Source organism: Megasphaera massiliensis, assembly GCF_036305205.1.
Taxonomy (GTDB): Bacteria; Bacillota; Negativicutes; order Veillonellales; family Megasphaeraceae; genus Megasphaera; species Megasphaera massiliensis.
Genome location: NZ_JAXIXE010000038.1, coordinates 25,897 through 44,747 on the forward strand (window position 1 = coordinate 25,897; position 18,851 = coordinate 44,747).

At 54.1% G+C, this 18,851-nt stretch carries 14 protein-coding genes; all 14 read left to right on the forward strand.

Features of this window, described 5'->3' with window-relative positions; genetic code table 11:
- Position 1 precedes the first annotated feature (1 nt).
- The 14 genes from UCI88_RS07900 to rnr all read left to right on the forward strand — a co-directional run bounded on the left by UCI88_RS07900 (position 2) and on the right by rnr (position 18,848).
- Complete coding sequence (locus UCI88_RS07900) at positions 2 to 1,066, forward strand: ATP--guanido phosphotransferase (RefSeq protein WP_256179384.1); 1,065 nt, start codon at positions 2 to 4, stop codon at positions 1,064 to 1,066.
- A 6-nt stretch (positions 1,067 to 1,072) separates the two neighbouring features.
- Positions 1,073 to 3,505, forward strand: coding sequence for an ATP-dependent Clp protease ATP-binding subunit (locus UCI88_RS07905; protein ID WP_256179383.1), 2,433 nt, complete (start codon positions 1,073 to 1,075; stop codon positions 3,503 to 3,505).
- A gap of 84 nt (positions 3,506 to 3,589) precedes the next feature.
- The gene (radA, locus tag UCI88_RS07910) at positions 3,590 to 4,969 is read left to right on the forward strand and encodes a DNA repair protein RadA (RefSeq protein ID WP_256179382.1); all 1,380 of its coding nucleotides are present in this window, start codon (positions 3,590 to 3,592) and stop codon (positions 4,967 to 4,969) included.
- A 103-nt stretch (positions 4,970 to 5,072) separates the two neighbouring features.
- Positions 5,073 to 5,471, forward strand: a complete 399-nt coding sequence (locus tag UCI88_RS07915; protein WP_256179381.1) for a (deoxy)nucleoside triphosphate pyrophosphohydrolase — start codon at positions 5,073 to 5,075, stop codon at positions 5,469 to 5,471.
- An 8-nt stretch (positions 5,472 to 5,479) separates the two neighbouring features.
- Entirely contained in the window at positions 5,480 to 8,356 is a 2,877-nt protein-coding gene (locus UCI88_RS07920; RefSeq protein WP_256179380.1) for a DUF3427 domain-containing protein, read from the forward strand.
- Positions 8,357 to 8,563: 207 nt separating this feature from the next.
- Positions 8,564 to 9,739, forward strand: coding sequence for a PIN/TRAM domain-containing protein (locus UCI88_RS07925; protein WP_044503525.1), 1,176 nt, complete (start codon positions 8,564 to 8,566; stop codon positions 9,737 to 9,739).
- A gap of 9 nt (positions 9,740 to 9,748) precedes the next feature.
- A complete protein-coding gene (gene ispD / locus UCI88_RS07930; RefSeq protein ID WP_256179379.1) occupies positions 9,749 to 10,918 on the forward strand; it encodes a 2-C-methyl-D-erythritol 4-phosphate cytidylyltransferase in 1,170 nt (389 codons plus the stop codon).
- A gap of 24 nt (positions 10,919 to 10,942) precedes the next feature.
- Positions 10,943 to 12,400: a glutamate--tRNA ligase gene (gene gltX / locus UCI88_RS07935; RefSeq protein WP_256179378.1), complete on the forward strand. Its 1,458-nt coding sequence runs from the start codon at positions 10,943 to 10,945 to the stop codon at positions 12,398 to 12,400.
- Positions 12,401 to 12,750: 350 nt separating this feature from the next.
- Complete coding sequence (cysS, locus tag UCI88_RS07940) at positions 12,751 to 14,196, forward strand: cysteine--tRNA ligase (RefSeq protein ID WP_044503528.1); 1,446 nt, start codon at positions 12,751 to 12,753, stop codon at positions 14,194 to 14,196.
- A complete protein-coding gene (locus UCI88_RS07945; protein ID WP_256179377.1) occupies positions 14,193 to 14,678 on the forward strand; it encodes a Mini-ribonuclease 3 in 486 nt (161 codons plus the stop codon). Before cysS ends, UCI88_RS07945 begins: the two co-directional genes overlap by 4 nt.
- Positions 14,675 to 15,427, forward strand: a complete 753-nt coding sequence (gene rlmB, locus UCI88_RS07950) for a 23S rRNA (guanosine(2251)-2'-O)-methyltransferase RlmB (protein WP_256179376.1) — start codon at positions 14,675 to 14,677, stop codon at positions 15,425 to 15,427. The genes UCI88_RS07945 and rlmB overlap by 4 nt, the downstream gene beginning before the upstream one ends.
- A 14-nt stretch (positions 15,428 to 15,441) precedes the next feature.
- A complete protein-coding gene (gene sigH, locus UCI88_RS07955) occupies positions 15,442 to 16,152 on the forward strand; it encodes an RNA polymerase sporulation sigma factor SigH (protein WP_256179375.1) in 711 nt (236 codons plus the stop codon).
- Between the two features lie 44 nt (positions 16,153 to 16,196).
- Positions 16,197 to 16,433, forward strand: a complete 237-nt coding sequence (secG, locus tag UCI88_RS07960) for a preprotein translocase subunit SecG (protein WP_044503532.1) — start codon at positions 16,197 to 16,199, stop codon at positions 16,431 to 16,433.
- A gap of 69 nt (positions 16,434 to 16,502) precedes the next feature.
- Positions 16,503 to 18,848 carry a ribonuclease R gene (gene rnr, locus UCI88_RS07965; RefSeq protein WP_256179374.1) on the forward strand — a complete coding sequence of 782 codons (2,346 nt, stop codon included), beginning with the start codon at positions 16,503 to 16,505 and terminating at the stop codon, positions 18,846 to 18,848.
- Positions 18,849 to 18,851: the final 3 nt, after the last annotated feature.

Genomic DNA, 18,851 nt, shown 5'->3' on the forward strand with positions numbered 1-18,851 from the left:
CGTGGTACGCGATATGCTCATGGCGCCGCTCTGTCCTTGGCAGGACGGGACCGGTGAATTCCGGGACATCGTCCTCGACAGTCGGGTCCGCTTGAATCGGAATTTAAAGAAATATGTATTTCCCGATAAAGCCTCGGATACAGAACTGTCGGCCGTCCTCGACGAAGCCAAAGGACAGCTCGGTACACTGAACACCCTGGGACAGGGCCATTACCGCTTCATTTCTTTTGAAGACTTGTCGCCTCTCGAACGGGAGGTACTGGCCGTCAAGCATCTGTCGTCAGCCGGCCATATTGAACGGCCGAACCATCGGGGGATTCTCCTCCGCGACGACGGTGCCGTGTCGATCATGGTCAATGAAGACGACCATTTCTGTATCCAAGTTGCCGCCCCGGGCTTTGACCTGCGGCGCGTTTGGGATCAGGCCGCCCAGATCGACGATGCCTTGGAAAGCCATTTGGATTTTGCTTTCCGTGATGATTTCGGCTACCTTACGGCAAGTCCCTCCCTGACCGGTACGGGCCTGACCGTCGGCGTGACCCTCCACGTCCCGGCCTTAGTCCTTATGAAGCGTTTTAACCGCATCGTCCAAGGGACGACGAAATTTGGATTTACCTTCTCCGGTATCTACGGGGAACGGAACGACTCCATCGGCAATATTTTCCAGATCACCAACCAGATTACCCTGGGGGTGACTGAAGCCGATACGATGGAACAACTGCGAAAAATCGTGACCCAGATCGTGCAGGAAGAACAGAACTGCCGCACCTTGGTTTGGGATCACAATAAGAATAACTTGAAAGATAAATGGCTGCGCACCTGGGGCACCCTCAGTCAGGCCTGGCTCCTCGATGACCGGGAAACGCTGAACTTTGCCAGCGATCTTCGCTTCGGCATCGACATGGGGGTCATCCCCGTGCAGCCCCTGGCTTATGAAGCCATTATGGCCGCTTCGGATCCTGCCTGGATCCAACTTCAGGCAGGATCGGAATTAAGCGGCGAAGACTTAGAGCACCAACGCGCCAAAAGGGTGCAGCAAGTGCTCCGTGAGTACAGAAGGAAGTGATTTCCCATGGCGAACAACAGATTTACCAACGATGCCAAAGCCGTGCTTCAGTTTGCACAGGATACGGCACAGAAATTTCATCATGACTACGTCGGAACAGAGCATATCCTGCTCGGTCTCGTTTTAAATAAAGACGGCATTGCCGGACTGATCCTCTCTCAGCTGGGCCTGACGTCAGAGAATGTTACCCGTGCCATTGAACAGCAGGTCGGTTGGGGGACCGATACGACGGGAAAACTGCGCCTGACGCCGCGCACTAAACGGGTCATGGAAATGGCCGTCCGTGAAGCCAATCGGCTGGAACAGAACTACGTCGGAACCGAACACCTCTTGTTCGGCATCCTGGCCGAAGGAACGGGCATGGCTGTCCAGATCCTCGAAAATATGGATATCGATCCCGACCTCGTGTCCCAGCGCTTGAGCGAGCTCATGAACGATGGCGACGCAGCCGGCAGTGAGCCTGCCGGGGATAAAAAGGGCAGCGATTTGTCCCAGTTCGGCCGCGACCTCAATGAATGGGCCAAAAAGGATAAGGTCGATCCGGTCATCGGCCGAGAACAAGAAATCAGCCGCGTTATTCAGATTTTAAGCCGACGGACGAAGAACAATCCGGTCCTCATCGGCGCTCCCGGCGTCGGTAAGACGGCCATTGCCGAAGGGCTGGCACAGCGTATCATTACCGGCAACGTCCCGGACAGCCTGCAAGACAAGCGCGTCTTTTCCCTGGACCTCGCCAGCATCGTCGCCGGTACCAAGTACCGCGGTGAATTCGAAGAACGGATCAAACGCATCTTGGATACCATTTCCCGCGACGATACGATCATCCTCTTCATCGATGAAATCCATCAGCTCATCGGCGCCGGTGCCGTAGAAGGCGCTATGGATGCCGCCAATATCCTGAAACCGGCCCTGGCTCGCGGCGATCTGCAGTGCATCGGGGCGACGACGGCTGACGAATATAAGAAGCATTTTGAAAAAGATGCCGCCTTGGCTCGGCGTTTCCAGCCCGTCCAGGTCGGGGAACCGAATGAAGACGACGCCGTATCCATCCTCTTCGGCCTGCGCGATCGGTACGAAGCCTTCCACAAGGCCCGTATCACCGATGAAGCTGTACGGGCTGCCGTCAAATTGTCGGCCCGCTATATTTCCGACCGCTACCTGCCCGATAAGGCTATCGACGTCATGGACGAAGCGACGGCACGGGTCCGCATGAAAGTCTATGCGCCGTCTCATGAACTGCAGGTCCTGGAACAGAAGCTGGCCGATATCAAGAAGGAAAAAGAAGCCGCCCTCGATGGGGAAGACTTTGAAAAATGCGCCGCCCTGCGCGATGCCGGCAAAAAAATCGCTTCGGAAATTTCGGCCCTGCAGAAGGAAAAGAAGCAGCATGACGATGAAAAACTCGTCGTGACCGAAAATGACATTGCCGACGTCGTTTCCATGTGGACCGGCGTCCCCGTCCAGCAGATTACGGAAACGGAATCGCAGCGCCTGCTCCACTTGGAAGAAGAGCTGCATAAGCGGGTCATCAGTCAGGACGATGCCGTTACGGCCGTAGCGAAAGCCGTTCGCCGTGCCCGGGCCGGACTGAAAGATGCAAACCGTCCTATCGGTTCCTTCCTGTTCCTCGGCCCGTCCGGTGTCGGCAAGACGGAATTGGCCCGTACCTTAGCGGCCCAACTCTTCGATAGCCCCGACAACATGATCCGTATCGACATGAGCGAATTTATGGAAAAATACAGCGTCTCCCGCCTGGTCGGCGCCCCTCCGGGCTATGTCGGCTATGAAGAAGGGGGCGAACTGACCGATGCCGTCCGGGAAAAACCCTACAGTGTCATCCTCTTCGACGAAGTCGAAAAGGCCAGCAGCGACTTCTTCAACCTCTTGCTGCAGGTCCTCGACGAAGGCCGGCTGACCGATTCGAAAGGTCGGACCGTCGACTTCCGCAATACGGTCATCATCATGACCAGCAACCTCGGGGCCTCCCATCTCCGTCCGTCCGGTCCGGTCATGGGCTTTGCTACCGGCGGTGACGGTGACGGCAGTGAAGAAAAGGCTTTCAACGAAGCGCGAAAGGCAATCCTCGAGGACGTGAAACGCTTCTTCCGGCCTGAATTCTTGAACCGTATCGATGAAATGATCGTCTTCAAGCCCCTGGCTCAGTCCGATCTTCGTCAGATCGTCGATATCATGCTCAAAGAGCTGACGGCGCGTCTTGGCGAAAAGGGTGTGGGCCTGAACTGGACGACGGCCGCCGATGACGTCCTCGTCAAAGATGGAACCGATTTTGCCTACGGCGCCCGTCCGCTGAAGAGAGCTATCCAGAAACTGGTCGAAGACCCGATTTCGGAAATGCTCTTAAGCGGTGACGTCAAAGACGGCAATACGATTCACGTCGACAGCTTAGATAAGAAGAAGCTCGTCTTTACGACAGAATGATGAAAGGGCTTCGCATGAAGGCAGTGCTTGTCATGCGAAGCCTTTTTTATGAATCGCACTAAAACACAGTGCAAAGGAGAAAGTATGGCAAAAGCAAAAACTCGTTACGTTTGTACCAGCTGCGGCAGCGTTTCCAGCCGCTGGCTCGGCCGCTGCCCTCAGTGCGGCGAGTGGAATACGATGGCAGAAGAACAGGTGGCTCCTGAGGCCCCTAAGGCGGCCCAAAGCATGGCCCGCAGCGGACCGGCGTCGCGGGCCACCTCCTTGTCGGACATCGCCTTAGAAGATATGACCCGCGTCGAAACGGGAATCGGAGAACTCGACCGCGTCCTCGGCGGCGGCATCGTGCCGGGAGCCCTCATCCTCTTGAGCGGTGATCCGGGCATCGGCAAATCGACACTGGTCCTCCAATTGGCGGCGGCCGTCTGTGATAAGAACGGCGCCGTCCTCTACGGCTCGGGCGAAGAGTCGGCCGGTCAAATAAAGTTACGGGCTCAGCGCTTAGGCATTGCCGCGCCGAATCTCGTCATTCAGGCCGATACGTCCTTGGACAATATCTTAAGTGAAGCCCATAAACGGCGGCCGGCCCTGGTCATCGTCGACTCGATTCAGACCATGTACAGCCAGTCTGTCGAAGGGACGCCGGGCAGTTTATCCCAAATCCGCGAAGGGACGAGCCGCCTTATGACCTTTGCCAAAAGTGAAGCCATTCCGGTCATCGTCATCGGCCACGTCACGAAAGACGGGGCCATTGCCGGGCCGCGCATGATGGAGCACATGGTCGACGTCGTCCTCTATTTTGAAGGGGAACGCAACTACCAGTTCCGCATCCTTCGGGGCATTAAGAACCGCTTTGGCTCGACCAACGAGTCGGGCCTGTTCACCATGACCGGCGGCGGCTTGTCAGAACTGGAAAATCCGTCTCAGCTCCTCCTGGCGGAACGGGCGGCCGACCAAGCCGGCTCTGCCGTTGCCGCCGTCCTCGACGGCATGCGGCCCATGCTGGGGGAAATCCAGGCCCTGACGGCCCACTCGGTCTTTGCCGTTCCCCGGAGGACGGCGTCGGGCATGGATTATAACCGCCTCATCATCCTCCTGGCCGTCCTTGAAAAGCGCCTCGGTGCCGCCCTTGGCAGTCAGGACGTCTATATCAACGTCGTCGGCGGCCTGCGCCTGACGGAAACGGCAGCCGATCTGCCGGTCCTCCTGGCCGTCTATTCCAGCCTGCGCGACATCTCCATGGACAGCCGGACCGTCGTCATGGGAGAAGTCGGCCTGACCGGCGATGTCCGCCGCGTGCCCCAGGCCCTGCGCCGCGTCAAGGAAGCGGCGAAAATGGGCTTTCGCACCTTTATCATGCCGAAGGGGAACCTCGAAGACGTCGATCCCGGTGCCTTTCCGGAGGACTGCCGCTTCGTCGGCGTGGCCACCCTTCGGGAGGCTATTGAAAAGGCCTTTGCTTGATTTTGGCGGATCATCCCGATTCTGTTGGGAAAAGCCGGCTTTCAGTAGGCAAAAAGTCTTTACCATGGTAAAATAGGGAAAAACGAGGAAAGAAGGACGTGTGATGAAGCATTTGGAAGTGGTGGCAGCGATTTTAGAATACGACGGAAAGATCCTCTGTATGGAACGAGGACAGGGGAAGTTCGACTACGTCAGCTTTAAGTATGAATTCCCGGGCGGGAAAATCGAGCCCGGTGAGGCGAAGCACGAAGCGATTGAACGGGAACTGCGGGAAGAAATGGACGTCCATGTATCGGTCCGGGAAGAAGACCTCTATATGACCGTCCATCACGACTATCCCGATTTTTCCATCAGCCTCCATGCCTTTTACTGCCGGCTGGATAATCCTGATTTCATCCGAAAAGAACACGTCGCCGCCAAGTGGTTGGCGCCAAAAGATCTGCCGACCTTGGACTGGGCTCCGGCGGACGTGCCGATCATGCTTAAATTAGCCGGAAAGTAGGCGGAGTCATGGCGGAATACGGAGCCCTTGAACAGTGCCTGCGCGAAGGCTTTATCGACTATACCATCGAAGCCGACCAGCGCTATGTGCCGAAAATCCTGACGAATAATAAAGAAAAGAAACGAAAGGTCCTCGACACCATCTTGTCGCAGCTCTACGTCTGCGACCAGTTTCTGTTTTCTGTCGCCTTTCTGACCAAGAGCGGCATTGCCTGCCTGAAGGATGCCCTCATCGAAAATCACAGGGCCGTAGGGAAGATACTGGCCTCGCAGTACCTGAATTTTACAGAGCCCGATGCCTTGCGGGAGCTGTTGAAATTTCCCAATGTAGAACTGCGGATGGTGACCGAAGAACGGGCCTTCCATGCCAAAGGCTACCTCTTTCACCGCGCTCAGGCCGGGCCCGAAAACTATACCATGGTCATCGGCAGCAGCAATATGACGGCCAATGCCTTGACGCACAATCAGGAATGGAACGTCTTTTTTACGTCGGCTGAAAACGGGGCCCTCATCCGTCAGACACAAGAGGAATTTCAAGCCTTATGGGATACGGCGGAAGTCGTCGATGAAGATTGGATCCAGGCCTATCAAAGCATTTATAAACGCCAGAATCCGAGAAAAAGGGGCTTGTATCTGCCTTTTCATAAGATTCAGCCCAATGCTATGCAAAAGGCGGCCCTCGCGGGCATTCAGAGGCTGCGTGACCAGGGGGAAGACCGGGGGCTGTTGATTTCGGCGACGGGGACCGGCAAGACCTATCTGTCGGCCTTCGATGTCATGAAACTGAGGCCGCGGCGGTTCCTCTTCGTCGTCCATCGCGAGCTCATCGTCAAAAGCGCTCGTGCCAGCTACGTCAAAGTCGGCGTCGATCCGGCCGACACGGGTCTATTGACAGGGCACGACAAAGACGTCGACAAGCCTTATCTCTTTGCGACGATACAGACCTTATCCCGTGATGACATCCTCTATTCCTTTGCTCCCGATGCCTTTGACTACATCGTCATGGATGAAGTCCATCATGGGGGAGCGGCGACGTATCAGAAGGTACTTGACTACTTTAAGCCAACGTTCCTCTTGGGCATGACGGCGACGCCGGAACGGTCCGATGATTTCGATATTTACGCCTTGTTTCACCACCAGATTGCCTATGAGATCCGCCTTCACGACGCCTTATCCGAAAATATGCTGGTGCCCTTCCATTATCATGGTGTCAGCGAAATCACGGTCAATGGCGAGGTCCTCGATGACAACAGTGATTTTACGGCCCTGACCTGTGAAGAACGGGTGCGGCACATTCTCCATTATGCCGACCTCTACGGCAGTGATACGGACCGCGTCAAAGGCCTTGTCTTTTGCCGCAGCGTCGAAGAAGCGCGAACCCTGGCGGCTGCTTTTGTCAAACACGGCCGACGGGCCGTGGCCTTGACCGGCGCCTCGACAGAGCGTGAACGGCAGGACGCCATCGGTCATTTAGAAGCCAGGGCCGAAGAAGACGGTGACTATTTGGATTATATCTTTACCTGCGATATCCTTAATGAAGGCGTCGATATTCCTCAGGTCAATCAAGTCATCATGCTGCGTCCGACGGCATCGGCCATCGTCTTCGTCCAGCAGCTGGGGCGCGGCCTTCGAAAGTATCCCTATAAGCGGTATTTGGAAGTCCTCGACTTCATCGGCAACTATGAAAATAACTTTTTGCTGCCCATTGCCCTCTTTGGCGACCGGACCTACGATAAGGATTTTGTCCGCAGTCTGATGCAGACCAATTTCCTGCCCGGACCGACGTCGGTCCACTTCGACGACATTGCCAAGGAGCGAATCTATGCGGCCATCGACAAAAAGAAGGCTTTAGCCGATTTAGACGACTTGAAAAACGCCTATCGCGACATGAAATGCCGTTTGGGCAGAGAGCCCATGATGATGGATTTCGTCCGTTTTGGCGATAAGGATCCGATGCTGTTCATTGCCAAAAAAGAGTCCTTCTATGAATTTTCCCAGTATATGGAGCCGCAGCCGTCGACGCTGAATGAGGCCCACCGGTCCGTGCTGAAGCTGATGAGCCTAGAACTTTCAAATGGGAAGCGCATCGAAGAAATCCTGATCCTTCGTCATGTCCTGGCCGAACCGTCGTGGTCGACGGCGGACCTTGCGGCAGAGATGGAGCGATTGTACGGATTCCTGCCTTCGACGGAAACGATGGACCATGCTGCCCGGGTATTAAGTCTGCAATTTTTTGGCAAAAAGGCGCAGCAGAAATACGGAGGTTTGCCCCTCCTTTCTTTTGAAAACCATGTCTATCGGTCGACGCCGTATTTTGAATCCTTGAAACAGAACGCCGAATTTAAGGCCTATGCCCAGGATGTCCTCGATTATGGGACGTATCGCTTTGAATCCCTGTATATTCAAGATGATCCCGATATCGTCGGCGGTTTTGTACGCTATGGACGCTATTCCCGAAAAGACGTATCGCGCATTCTCAATTACGATACGAACCGCGAAGGGACGCTGAACGGCTATCAAATCGTCGGACATACGTGTCCCATCTTCGTTACCTATGAAAAGTGTGACGATATTTCAGCCAATACGAAGTACGAAGACCGATTCATATCCCCGCAGGAGTTCAGTTGGATGACCCGGGCCCGCGTTCGCCTGACCTCTTCCCAGATTCCGGCTATTCAGGACAGCCGTACGCGGAAGCTGCTGTTCGTGAAAAAGAGCGATGCCGAAGGGTCAAACTTCTACTATATCGGCGATTTAAAGGTCCTCGGCGATCCCGTAGAGACGACCATTGCCAACGATGCCGGCGTGCAGCTGCCCATCGTCAATTTTCGATTTGTCATCGATAAGCCTGTCGAAGAGAAACTCTACACCTATCTTTGTGAATAATTGTCTGTTGCTGAAATGTCATGAACGGGTCGTCATGGCATTTTTGGCGTTACCTTTTAACCTTTGAAGGCAGTGAAACGGTCGAGCCAGGTGCCGCCTGCCTTCAGAACCAAAAACTTTACGGGGCAATTGTGGTACATTGTCCGGAAATGTGGTAAACTAGTGTAGTTACAGTTGAGATGTGGAGAGAGAGGTGTCTTTTTACGTATGGAAGATAAAACGGGTTCAGACTATAAAGAACGGAAACCGAAGAAGTTTAATGCCCGCATTGTAGCTGATAATATCATGAAAGGCGTCATCATCCTGATCATGGTCGTCATTTTTGTCATGATTGCCGACCAGCTTATCGGGACGCCGTTTATCAGTGCAGAAATCGAAGGGGAATTTTTCCACGGCAGTATTTTTGGGACGACCATCATGGCCGTCATGACTTATATTGTCGGCATCATTCTCGGGGCCCTCGTGGGCTACGGCATTTCGCCTTTTGCGCTGCGCCTCATTTGGGCAGCCATTCATCGTATCGAATTGGGTCTTAATGATTTTGAAAGCCAGGATATCATCGTCGGGACGTTAGGTTTGCTTTTTGGACTTATCATTGCAAATTTAATTGGATTGGCCTTCGCTCGACTGCCGATTATTGGCGCTTACGGACCGATTGTATTCAATATCGTCTTTGGGTATGCCGGCATGAGCATTGCCGTCCGCAAGAAGAGTGAAATCATTGCCCTCGTCGGCAACCTGCGTCTGGGTCGTCCGAACAAGGAGCACAAGCGCAGGGAACTGGAATTTTCCGGGAAGCTCCTCGATACGAGTGCCATCATCGACGGCCGCATCGCCGAGATCTGCAGCACCGGTTTTCTCGAAGGACCGCTCTTGGTGCCGGTATTCGTTTTGGAAGAGCTCCAGCTCATTGCCGATTCGTCGGACTTATTGAAGCGCAATAAGGGACGCCGCGGCCTCGATATCTTAAAGCAGATGCAGGAAGACAACTACGTCGAAGTACGCATCATCAATGACGATTTTGACGACGTCCAGGGCGTCGACTCCAAGCTCGTCCGCCTGGGCCGTAAAATCAATGCCAAGGTCGTCACCAACGACTACAACCTGAATAAGGTTGCCGGCCTTCAAGGCGTCGCCGTCCTCAACATCAACGATTTAGCCAACGCGTTGAAACCGGCCCGCGTTCCCGGTGAGCAGATGAATGTTCTCATCGTCAAGGCCGGCAAGGAAGAAAACCAAGGTGTTGCTTACCTCGACGACGGTACGATGATCGTCGTCGAAGACGGTCAGAAATATATCGGCTCGACTATGCCGGTTACGGTTACGTCTGTCCTGCAGACGTCTGCCGGCCGCATGATATTTGTAAAAATCGCAAATGAGTAGGTGAAATGTGTGAAAGTATCTGTCATCGTGGTAGCCGCAGGCACGGGGAGCCGCTTCGGTTACGAGCGGAATAAGCTCTTTTATCCGCTGTGCGGCGAACCTGTCCTGACCCATACCCTGCGGAACATCTTCGCAGCCCGCTCGGTCCATGAAGTGGTCATCGTCCATTCCCGCATCGATACCAAGGAGATCCGCCGTATCGTCGATGATCTCCATCCCATTCAGCCTGTGCGCTATACCTTAGGCGGGGCGGAACGAGAGGATTCGGTGTATAACGGGCTCTTGGCCGTCGGCTCCGATATGGATGTCGTCATGGTCCACGACGGAGCCCGTCCCTTTGCGCCGCCTGATTGGTATGATCAGGGAGCGGTCATGATGGAAACGGCTCGGGCCGCCATCTACGGGATTCCCTTAAAGGATACCATTAAAGTTCGCGGTGACGACGGCCGGCTCCATACGCTGAACCGCAGCCGCTTAGTGGCGGCCCAGACGCCGCAGATCTTCCATCGGGACTTATTGATGGAAGCCCATAAACAGGCGCGGCTGAAAGGACTCAAGGCGACGGACGACTCGTCCCTCGTCGAGGCCATGGGCGTACCCGTCGTCATCCTTGAAGGCAGCGATAAGAACCGTAAGGTGACGACCCGCGACGACATTCCCATCCTGTCCCTGTATTTGAAAGGGAGGGAGGTCCAGCGCATCGGCACCGGTTACGATGTCCACCGCCTGATCAAAGGGCGGCCGCTCATTCTCGGCGGCGTCGAGATTCCCTTTGATCGGGGCCTTGAAGGCCACTCCGATGCCGACGTCCTTATTCACGCCGTCATGGATGCCTTATTAGGCGCGGCAGGGCTTCGTGATATCGGGACCTATTTTCCCGATACAGATGAGACCTTTAAAGACATTTCCAGCCTGGTGCTGCTCTCTAAGGTCCGCCATCTCTTGCAGGAAAAGTGCTGCCGCATCGTCAATCTTGACGTAACGCTGTTGGCACAGCAGCCTAAAATCAAACCCTTTGTGCCGCAGATGATTGAAAATATTGCCGAGGCCCTGCGGATTTCTAAGTCGGCCGTTTCCGTCAAAGCGACGACGACCGAAAAATTAGGATTCGTCGGCCGGGAAGAAGGCATGGCAGCTCAAGCGGCGGCCATGATCCTAAGCTATCAATCGTACCTATAAGTATGTATTTAGGAGGAATTTTTTATGTCACAGGAAGTACGCGTTCGTTTTGCTCCGAGTCCGACGGGACCGTTCCATATCGGCGGCGCCCGTTCGGCACTGTTCAACTACCTTGTCGCTAAACACACGAACGGCAAGTTCGTCGTCCGCATCGAAGATACGGACCGCAAACGTTCGACGTCCGAATCGGAAGAAAATATTAAAGAAGCTTTGAAATGGCTGGGCATTACCTGGGATGAAGGTATCGATGTCGGCGGTGCCGACGGCCCGTATCGCCAGACCGAACGCCTGGACATTTATCAGAAATATACAGATAAGCTCTTGGCTGAAGGCAAAGCCTACTACTGTTTCTGCACGCCGGAAGAATTGGAAGCCGAAAAGAACGCCCAGCTGGCTAAGGGCGAAACGCCGGTATACTCGGGAAAATGCGCCGATCTTCCGAAAGAAACGGTCGAACAGTATTTAAAAGAAGGGCGTCCTCATGTCATTCGCATCAAGACGCCGAAAAATGAAACCATTGAACTCGACGACCTGGTCCGAGGCCACGTGTCCTTCGACTCCAACAACGTCGGCGACTTCGTCATCGTCAAATCCGACGGCATTCCGGTCTACAACTACTGTGTCGTCCTCGACGATGCCCTGATGCACATTACCCATGTCATCCGTGCTGAAGAACACTTGTCGAATACGCCGCGTCAGCTGGTCATCTATAAAGCGCTTGGCTTTGAAGCCCCGCAGTTTGCCCACGTATCGCTGATCCTCGGCGCCGACAAGAAGAAGATGAGTAAGCGCCACGGCGCCACTTCTGTTCAGCAGTACCGCGATATGGGCTATCTGCCTGACGCCCTGGTAAACTTCCTGGCTCTCCTCGGTTGGACGCCGGACAGCGACCAGGAAATCTTCAGCCGCGACGAATTGAACGAACAGTTCTCCCTGAGCCGCGTGGCTAAGAATCCGGCTGTCTTCGATATTGAAAAATTGAACTGGATCAACTTCCATTACATGAAAGAACTCGATGAAGATCAGCTCTATACCTTGTGCCTGCCGCACCTCCAGAAGGCCGGTTATGCCAGTGAAAATCCGAATCAGGCCGAAGCCGATTGGCTGAAAGCTGTCTGTGCCGCCATGCGCGAACACGTCCAGTACGGCGCTCAGATCGTCGATGCCGCCAAGGTTTTCTTCACCGAAGACTATGCCCCGGAAAACGAAGAAACGGCAGCCGTCCTCGCCGAAGAAACAGCCCCGGCCGTCCTGTCCATGTTCCGCGATGAACTGACGGCCCTTGATGAAGTCACGGCCGATACGGTACAGCCCTTGTTCAAAAAGATTCAAAAGGGACTCAAGGTGAAGGGGAAATTCGTCTACATGCCGATCCGCGTGGCCATTACGGGCGTCATGCACGGTCCCGATTTGAACGTCATCGTCGCCCTCATGGGCCGCGAAAAAGTTTTGAATCGCCTGAGTGCCGTCCTTGATAAATAATAATGATTATATCTTGACAGATAAGTGATTATTGGGTACTATATACGTACATATTAATTAATAACATGTATCAAATAGTATGTTTGAATACGCATCTGCGATGAGCAAAATGAGTTGCAGTGGCATCCGCCAGAGAGAAAAAGCCGTGGCTGAGAGCTTTTTCAGGTCATAAGACTGCAACGCTGCCTTTGTGAGCAGGCCGGGTGAATGGAGTAATCCGGTCCGGGTGCGCCCGTTACTGCGCAGTAAAGATTACGGCTGTGCCGTAAAAACAGAGTGGAACCGCGGGCCACCGTCTCTGTCATAAGGGATGGTGGCTTTTTTGGTTTAATTTTCAGGGGGGTAACAGTATGAGAGAACTGAAAGTATACAATACGCTGACTCGTAAAAAGGAGACCTTCGTTCCCGTCACGCCGGGCCAGGTCAAAATGTATGTCTGTGGCATTACGCCGTATAACCATTCCCACATGGGGAATGCCCGTCCCTTCGTAACCTGGGACGTCATCCAGCGCTACCTGGAACACCTCGGCTACGAAGTCACGCATATCCAGAATTTCACCGACGTCGATGACAAGATCATCAACGCTGCCAACGGGGAAGGCGTCAGCTGGGATACGATTTCCAACCGCTACATTGCGGCCTACTTCGATGTCATGGATAAGCTCCATATCCGTCGGGCTGACCGTTATCCCCGCGTTTCGGAACATATGGATGACATCATTGAAATGGTAAAGGGCCTGGTCGATAAGGGCGATGCCTACGTCATCGACAATGACGTCTATTACAGTGTCGAAAAATTTGACGACTACGGTGAATTGAGCGGCCGCAGCCTCGATGACATGGAAGCCGGCGCCCGCATCGAAGTCGACGACCGCAAACATAATCCCATGGACTTTGCCCTCTGGAAGGGTGCTAAACCGGGCGAACCGGCATGGGACAGCCCTTGGGGCAAAGGCCGTCCGGGCTGGCACATCGAATGCTCGGCCATGAGCCATAAGTACCTCGGCGATACCTTTGACTTCCACGGCGGCGGCAGCGACCTCATTTTCCCGCATCATGAAAATGAAATTGCCCAGTCCGAAGCCTACACCGGCAAGAAACCGATGGTTAAATACTGGCTGCACAACGGGTTCATTACGATCAACTCGGAAAAGATGAGTAAGTCCTTGAATAACTTCTTCCTGGTAAAAGACGTCCTGGCTCATTACAGCCCCGATGCCCTGCGCTTCTTCCTCATTTCCAACCACTATCGCAGCCCCTTGGACTTCAGCGATGAACGCCTGGACGAAATGACGCGCAGCCTGGAACGCTTGGGCACGGCCATCGACAACGTCTTGGAACTCATGGAAATGCCGGCCGGCAGCAAATCGACCGAAGCCGAACAGCTCTTGGCGGCAGCTAAGAAGGACGAAGACGACTTTGAAACGGCCATGTGCGACGATTTCAATACGGCACTTGCCAGTGCTGCCATGTTCGACTTGGCGAAGAACGTCAATATCTATAAAAATGCCGTCGTCACCAACAACGTTCCCGTCGATTCGGCGATTATGTCGGAAGTAAAACGAATCTTCAAGACCTTTACGGATATCCTCGGCATCCTGGAAGAACGCTGGGAAGGCCAGAAAGCCAATGCCAGCAGCAAGGACTACGACGATTTGATGCAGGTCATCCTCGACATCCGTCAGGAATGCCGCGTTCAGAAACAGTTTGCCCTGGCCGACGCCATCCGCAATAAACTGGCCGCCCTCGGCATCACCATCGAAGATTCTCCCCAGGGAGCACGCTGGAAAAAGTGAAATTCAAACAACTCCAAGCCTTAAAAAAACGGGCCTACGAGGCCTTTGCCGAAGGCAAGCGCCTCGATGTCCCTGAAAGCGATGCCGCCCGTCTCGATTCCATCAACCTGGCCTTCGTCGGCGACGCTTATTATGCCCTGACCCTGCGCAAGCGCCTGGTGGAAACGGGGATTCCCCAGGTACAGGTCCTCCACGGCCTGGCTGCGGAATTCGTGTCGGCTAAGGCCCAGGCCTGGGTCTACCGCCGCCTTCGCGATAGCCTCACAGAAGAAGAAAAAAGCGTCTGTCAAAGGGCGCGGAACGCCCATACTATGGCGCCTAAAAGTGCTACCGTTGCCGAATACCATGACAGTACGGCCCTTGAAGCATTAGTCGGCTTTTTAGTCATGGCCGGGCAGGAACAACGGTTGGCTGAGATCATGGAACAGATTTATGAAGAAACAAAGGCTTACTGCAGCCAAACCAGAGGAGGTAAGGAATGAGCGCGGATACACTGATCATCGGCCGCAACAGCGTCACCGAAGCCTTGAAGGCCGGCCGGTCCATTACCAAGATATACGTCACGTCGGGCAATGAAACGAAGCCCTTGCAGCGGATTCGTGACTTGGCAGCCGAGGCGGATATCCTCGTCGAAGAGACGCCGTTAAAGGTCTTGAACCGCCTGGCGCCGGATAACCGTCACCAAGGCGTCGTGGCCTTTGCCAAAGCCGTTGAATATGCCGACCTCACGGACATCCTCATCGCCGCCGATGAAAAGGGCAAGGTTCCCTTTTTGGTTCTCCTCGACGGCTTGGAAGACGTCCACAACGTAGGGGCCATCATCCGGACCGCCGAATGTGCCGGTGCCGATGCCGTCCTCTTGCCGAAACGCCGGTCCGCACCGATCAATGAAACGGTGGGCAAGACGTCGGCCGGGGCCATCGAATACCTGCCGCTGGTGCAGATAGGGAACATTTCCCAGACGCTGAAACAACTCAAAAAACGGGGGTTTTGGGTTATCGGCGCCGATATGGAGGGGGAAACCGATTACTTCCACAGCTCTTTGACCGATCCCGTCGTCCTGGTCATCGGAAGTGAAGGACGGGGGATTTCTCATTTGGTCAAGGAGACCTGTGACGTCCTGGTCCAAATTCCCATGTTTGGCCACGTCAATTCTTTAAACGCCTCCGTAGCAGCGGCACTGCTCATGTATGAAGTCGTGCGCCAGCGTCAGGCGAATACCATCAAATAAGTGAGGTGACGATAATGCAGGCAGCGTCTCATGAAACTGAAAAAAATGACCGCTTTGCAGGCATGAGTGATGAAGAAATCGTCAGGATTGCCCAGTCCGAAAAGGACGGGCAGGCTACCGATTATATCGTCCACAAGTACCGTAACTTTGTAAAATCGAAGGCTCGCGCCTACTTTCTTGTCGGTGCCGACCGGGATGACATCATCCAGGAAGGAATGATCGGCCTTTATAAGGCGACGCGGGATTTTCGCGGTGATAAATTGTCGTCCTTTCGGGCCTTTGCCGAACTGTGCATTACCCGGCAGATCATTACGGCCATTAAGACGGCGACGCGGCAGAAACACATACCTCTCAATTCTTACGTATCCCTCAATAAGCCCATCTATGATGAAGATTCCGACCGGACCCTTCAGGATATCTTGTCGGGCATTCGCGTCAGCGACCCGGAAGAGCTCATCATCGGACGGGAAGAATTCAACGACATTGAGATGAAGATGAACGAAATCCTCAGTGATCTGGAATGGAACGTCTTGACGGCCTATTTAGACGGGAAATCGTATAATGAAATGTCACGGGAACTCCATCGTCACGTAAAATCCATCGATAATGCCCTCCAACGGGTCAAACGCAAATTGGAGCACTATTTGGAAACACGCAATGAAGAGGAAGGAACAGAAAAGATTGAGAAAGAGCCGAAATCAACTATTGATAGAAAGGCTAAATAAGTGTACAATAATACTGTTAGCGTCATTGTGTGAGGAGGATTAACGTGATCACTGCATTAGAAATCATCGTTGTCATTTTGGCACTGCTCATCATCGGTGTTGTCGTAGCGCAGAAGAGCAAGACCCAGGGGATGGGTGCAGGCTTTGGCGGCGGTGCCGACGACCTGTTTGGCAGTCGTGCCCGCGGCATGGATGCCTTGCTTTCCAAAATGACTATCATCTTATCGGTATTGTTTGCCGTCTGTACCTTCGTGTTGGGCAGATTGATGCATACCTTTTAATGAAACTAATGAGGGCTGTCGCATATGCGGCGGCTCTTTTTTATAAGCGGACATGTCGGGAGGAGCACTATGGATTTAAAGCTGGCTCATGATATAATAAATATATGTACTGCCATGGCCCCCGAAGGGGCGACCGTCGAAGACTGTGCCGAACAGCTCGGCATTGCCGGTGCAAGATTAGCTGACGTATTTGAAACATTTGATGAATTGGTGAGGAGTGAGAAGCTCATGAGAATTACAGGCGATCGATATATTGCTGCCAAAACGCCGCAGGAAATTACCGGTATCTATAAGGGATACACGCCGACCTTTGGTTTTGTCATCAGCGAAGATCTGACGGAGGACGTCTATATTTCCGAGCAGAACCGCAACACGGCCATGAATAACGACAAGGTCACGGTCCGTATCATCCATGCCGGGAACGGCCGCCACAAGCAGGAAGGGGAAATCATTTCCATCGTCGAACGAGCTAACCAGACCTTAGTCGGTACCTTCCAATTGGAAAAACACAGCGCTTTTGTAAAGCCTGATGATGAACGGATTCGTGAAGATATCTACATTCCTCTCGATAAAACGGGCAATGCCCGCAGCAGTGCCCGCGTCTTGGTGACGATTACCAAATGGCCGACACGGAATCGCAAGGCCGAAGGGGAAGTGACGGAAGTTCTCGGCTATAACGGCGACCGCGACCTCGACATCAAGGTTATCATGGCCCGCCACGGCCTGCCGTTTGCCTTTCCGGAAGAGGTAACGGCCGAAGCCGATGCCATCGACCAGACCGTCGTCCTCGAAGACGGCCGCCGCGACTACCGCGACCGTCAGCTCATTACGATTGACAGTGAAGATGCCAAAGACCTTGATGATGCCATCGACGTCGTAAAACTGCCCAACGGTCATTTCCGCCTGGGCGTCTACATTGCCGACGTCAGCTACTACGTCCGTCCTCACTCGGCCATCGATGAAGAAGCCTATAATCGGGGCACCAGTGTCTACCTCGTCGACCGGGTCATCCCCATGCTGCCGGAAGTCCTGTCCAACGGTATTTGCAGCCTCAACGCCGGGGAAGACCGATATTCCATGACCTGTGTCATGGAAATCGATGATAAGGGCAAGGTCGTCAAATCTGACATCGGACCGGCTGTCATCCGCGTCAAGCGCCGCTGTAACTACGTCGAAGTCCGAAAAGCCCTGGTCGACGGCATCATCCCTGAGGATTTGCAGCCCTTCATGCCCATGCTCCGGGATTTGCAGGAACTGTCGGCAATCTTAAAGAATATGCGCCTTCGCCGCGGGGCCATCGACTTTGATTTCCCGGAATACAAGGTCATCCTCGACCCGGAAGGCGTGCCCCTTCGCTTAGAAAAGCGGGAACGGACCCTGGCCGAACAGATCGTCGAAGAAAGCATGCTCATTGCCAACGAAACCGTCTCTTGCTATCTCCGCGACAGCGATAACCCGTCGGTCTACCGAATCCATGAAATTCCCGAACCGGAACGGCTGGATATGATGCGCACCGTTCTGTCGAGCTTCAACCTGCCCGTACCCGATTCGGAACACGTCAAACCGGCTGATTTCCAAAAACTGCTGGAAACGACTAAGGGCACCGATGAAGCCGCCGTCGTTCAGACCATCGCCCTGCGCTCCATGCAGCAGGCCCGGTACGCTACGGCCAACGCCGGCCACTTCGGCCTGGCCTCGGATTGCTATACCCACTTTACGTCGCCGATCCGCCGCTACCCTGACCTCATGGTCCACCGCCTCATTCGCCAGTATCAGCGCCGCGGCAAACTGCGGGAAGAAGAAGCGCAGCAGTCCTTGTCTTTCCACACCATGGCCGCCAATCAGGCCAGCTCGCGGGAACGCATTGCCGTTGAAGCCGAACGGGAAACGGACGACCTCAAGAAATGCCAGTACATGCTGCCCTTCATCGGCCAGCCTTTCGAAGCCCATGTCACAGGGATCACGTCCTTTGGTCTCTTTGTAGGCCTCGAAAACGGTATCGAAGGTTTGATCCACATTTCCCTGTTGACCGATGATGCCTACGAATTCGACGAAACGTCTTATACGCTTCGAGGTCAGTTCGGCGGTAAGATTTATCGTCTCGGCGACGCCATGGAAGTCACCTTGGCTCAGGTCAACGTCGAAAAAGGAGAAATCGACTTCGTTCCCGGCCGCTATGAATCGCTGGAAGACGTCCAGAAGTTGATGGCCGCCAGCAGTGAACGGCGCCATAAACGAAAGAGCAGCGACAACAAGGAAGGCAAGACCAAGCGCAATTGGTTCGCCGGCGCAGGCGGCTCGAAGAAAGATAAAAAGAAGGATAAGAAAATCCGCAAGGATAAGAAGAACAGCCGTAAAAACGACCGCAAAGGCAAGAATACCAAAGTGCGCCGCAATAAAAAGAGTAAGAAGTAGGAG

What these genes read in the sequence shown, in the direction of transcription:
- UCI88_RS07905 (WP_256179383.1), top strand. Translation starts at nt 1,073, where the DNA reads ATGGCGAACAACAGATTTACCAACGATGCCAAAGCCGTGCTTCAGTTT.
- radA (WP_256179382.1), top strand. Translation starts at nt 3,590, where the DNA reads ATGGCAAAAGCAAAAACTCGTTACGTTTGTACCAGCTGCGGCAGCGTT.
- UCI88_RS07915 (WP_256179381.1), top strand. Translation starts at nt 5,073, where the DNA reads ATGAAGCATTTGGAAGTGGTGGCAGCGATTTTAGAATACGACGGAAAG.
- UCI88_RS07920 (WP_256179380.1), top strand. Translation starts at nt 5,480, where the DNA reads ATGGCGGAATACGGAGCCCTTGAACAGTGCCTGCGCGAAGGCTTTATC.
- UCI88_RS07925 (WP_044503525.1), top strand. Translation starts at nt 8,564, where the DNA reads ATGGAAGATAAAACGGGTTCAGACTATAAAGAACGGAAACCGAAGAAG.
- gltX (WP_256179378.1), top strand. Translation starts at nt 10,943, where the DNA reads ATGTCACAGGAAGTACGCGTTCGTTTTGCTCCGAGTCCGACGGGACCG.
- cysS (WP_044503528.1), top strand. Translation starts at nt 12,751, where the DNA reads ATGAGAGAACTGAAAGTATACAATACGCTGACTCGTAAAAAGGAGACC.
- rlmB (WP_256179376.1), top strand. Translation starts at nt 14,675, where the DNA reads ATGAGCGCGGATACACTGATCATCGGCCGCAACAGCGTCACCGAAGCC.
- sigH (WP_256179375.1), top strand. Translation starts at nt 15,442, where the DNA reads ATGCAGGCAGCGTCTCATGAAACTGAAAAAAATGACCGCTTTGCAGGC.
- rnr (WP_256179374.1), top strand. Translation starts at nt 16,503, where the DNA reads ATGGATTTAAAGCTGGCTCATGATATAATAAATATATGTACTGCCATG.